We start from the raw sequence: 2272 nt of genomic DNA, 5'->3' as shown, positions 1-2272 counted from the left end.
AGGGCACCGCGAACGGCCGCACCTGGCAGGCCTGGGCCGCCCTGTGGCCGGCCGCCCCCACCAAGGAGGACGCCCACCGGCAGGCGCAACTGATGTGGGAGGACCGGCACGCCGCCATCCCGCAGCTGCCGAAGCCGATCGACACCGAGATCGACCGCGGGTGGCGGCCGGACATGGACGAGGTGAACCTGTACCTCACCCTGGACGGCAAGCGACAGGTCGACGACAGCGTGCACCAGACCGGCGTTCTGGGCGCGTCGGACGACACGCCCTCGGGCGCCTTCACCTCCGTCGGTGGAACGATGCTCGGCTTCAAGGGCGGGGAGATGGGCGCCTCGCCGGTGGTGATCCAGGGCGTCACGCCCAAGGTCGCCAAGGTCGTGGTCACCTGGGAGACCGGCGGCACCACCGAAGCCGTGCCGGTCACGGTCGGGGACTCCAGCACCCGCTGGGTCGCCGTCGCCAAGAAGCCGGGCTCCGACGCCAAGTCCTTCGTGTTCTACGGCGCGGACGGCACGGTCCTCGGCACCGACTCCGGCTGGTTCCGCTCCTCCTGAGGAGCCGCTGACCTCAGGTCGCCGGTGGCGAACCCCGCCGGCGGCCGGCCGGGGAACGGCGAAGCCCCCGTAGCGAATCCGCTACGGGGGCTTCCCGGGTTGTGGCCAGGGCCGGGGTCGAACCGGCGACCTTCCGCTTTTCAGGCGGACGCTCGTACCAACTGAGCTACCTGGCCGTACTGCACCGTCTCTGGCGAGACGAGCGATCCCGACGGGACTTGAACCCGCGACCTCCACCTTGACAGGGTGGCGAGCTAACCAACTGCTCCACGGGACCTTGTAGTGGCGAACCACTCAGGTCTTGCGGCACTGCTTGTACAACGGTACTGCGTGCCCCCAACGGGATTCGAACCCGTGCTACCGCCTTGAAAGGGCGGCGTCCTGGGCCACTAGACGATGAGGGCTTGTGGCCTCCCGTTGCTGTTTCCAGCGCTTGGGGACGACGAGAAGCATATGGGATGCGGGGCGGATCGCCAAAACGGGTTTCGGCCGGGTGGGGGTGCGGGCCTGCGGGGCGGGTCAGGACCAGCCCAGTTCGTGGAGCTCGTGGTCGTCGAAGCCGAAGTGGTGGGCGACCTCGTGGATGACGGTGGTGCGGACCTCCTCGACCACCTGCTCGCGGGTCTCGCAGTGGCGCAGGGTGGGGCCGCGGTAGATCAGGATGCGGTCGGGCAGGACGCCCGCGTACCACTCGCCGCGTTCGGTGAGCGGGGTGCCCTCGTAGAGGCCGAGGAGCTCCGGGTCGTCCGGGTCCGGCTCGTCCTCGACGAAGATCGCGACGTTGTCCATCATGGCCGCGAGCTGCGGGGGAATCCCGTCCAGGGCGTCGCTGACCAGCGTCTCGAACTCTTCCCGGGTCATCTCCACCGGATCATTGTCGGCTCTGGGGTGACGGTGTGCCAGGCAGCGGGCGGCGGTGTTCGCGGCGGTGTTTGATGAGGCTATGGCGACCTCGGAGGACGCACGGGAGGCGCGGGCGGCGGCGACGCTGCCCGGTCGGCCGCCGGTGCTGCGCGGGCAGGGGCCGACCGTCGCGGTGGTCGCCGCCGGCGGGGCGGTCGGGGCGGTGGCGCGGTACGCGGCCGGGCTGGCCTGGCCGACCGGGCCGACGGCCTTCCCGTGGACGACGCTGGCGGTCAACGTGGTCGGCTGCGCGGTGATCGGGGTGTTCCTGGTGGCGATCACCGAGGGGCGCCCGGCGCATCCGCTGCTGCGGCCGTTCTTCGGCACCGGGGTGCTGGGCGGGTTCACCACCTTCTCCACGTACGCGGTGGACATCCGGCGGCTGCTGGTGGCGGACCGGCTCGGGCCCGGGCTGGCGTACCTGGGGCTGACCGTGCTGGGCGCGCTCGGCGCGGTGTGGACGGCGGCGGCGCTGACCCGGCGGGTGATCGGCCGGGCCGGCCGCGGGGGCGGTGCCCGGTGAGCCGGCTGAGCGGGCCGGCGCTGCGGCTGACCGTCCTGGTGGGCGAGAGCGACACCTGGCACCACCGGCCGCTGTACAGCGAGATCGTGCACCGGGCGCGGGCCGCCGGGCTGGCCGGGGCGAGCGTGTTCCGGGGGATCGAGGGGTTCGGCGCCTCCTCGCTGGTGCACACGGCGCGGCTGCTGTCGCTGAGCGAGGACCTGCCGGTGGCGGTGGTGGTCGTGGACGAGGAGGAGCGGGTGCGGGCGTTCCTGCCGCAGTTGGAGGACCTGGTGGCGGAGGGCCTGGT

4 protein-coding genes and 3 tRNA genes are annotated in these 2272 nt (G+C 72.2%); 3 read left to right on the top strand and 4 right to left on the bottom strand.

Annotated elements, in window-relative coordinates:
* Positions 1-557 (top strand): hypothetical protein (locus J0670_RS36180; RefSeq protein WP_207816958.1); only part of this gene is annotated, 557 nt, incomplete at its 5' end.
* Between the two features lie 102 nt (positions 558-659).
* Here J0670_RS36180 and J0670_RS36175 read toward each other — a convergent pair.
* The 4 genes from J0670_RS36175 to J0670_RS36160 all read right to left on the bottom strand — a co-directional run bounded on the left by J0670_RS36175 (position 660) and on the right by J0670_RS36160 (position 1418).
* Positions 660-733: transfer RNA gene (locus J0670_RS36175), tRNA-Phe, on the bottom strand.
* Positions 734-760: 27 nt separating this feature from the next.
* A tRNA-Asp gene (locus tag J0670_RS36170) sits at positions 761-834 on the bottom strand.
* A 54-nt stretch (positions 835-888) separates the two neighbouring features.
* Positions 889-961 (bottom strand) — tRNA-Glu (locus tag J0670_RS36165).
* Positions 962-1076: 115 nt separating this feature from the next.
* A complete protein-coding gene (locus J0670_RS36160) occupies positions 1077-1418 on the bottom strand; it encodes a metallopeptidase family protein (RefSeq protein ID WP_207816956.1) in 342 nt (113 codons plus the stop codon).
* 82 nt (positions 1419-1500) lie between these two features.
* Between J0670_RS36160 and crcB the strand changes: the two genes are divergently transcribed.
* Complete coding sequence (crcB, locus tag J0670_RS36155; RefSeq protein ID WP_207816953.1) at positions 1501-1983, top strand: fluoride efflux transporter CrcB; 483 nt, start codon at positions 1501-1503, stop codon at positions 1981-1983.
* On the top strand, positions 1980-2272 hold a 293-nt coding region (locus J0670_RS36150), incomplete at its 3' end, for a DUF190 domain-containing protein (RefSeq protein ID WP_207816951.1). The genes crcB and J0670_RS36150, both read left to right, overlap by 4 nt.

Source organism: Streptomyces sp. FH025 (genome assembly GCF_017427025.1).
In the GTDB taxonomy this organism is placed as follows: domain Bacteria; phylum Actinomycetota; class Actinomycetes; order Streptomycetales; family Streptomycetaceae; genus Kitasatospora.
The sequence above is the reverse complement of the archived record's forward strand: the minus strand, read 5'-3'. Positions and strand labels throughout refer to the sequence as shown.

Excerpts from the sequence above, each read along its gene's own strand:
- crcB (WP_207816953.1), top strand. The coding sequence starts at position 1,501 with ATGGCGACCTCGGAGGACGCACGGGAGGCGCGGGCGGCGGCGACGCTG.
- J0670_RS36160 (WP_207816956.1), bottom strand. The coding sequence starts at position 1,418 with ATGACCCGGGAAGAGTTCGAGACGCTGGTCAGCGACGCCCTGGACGGG.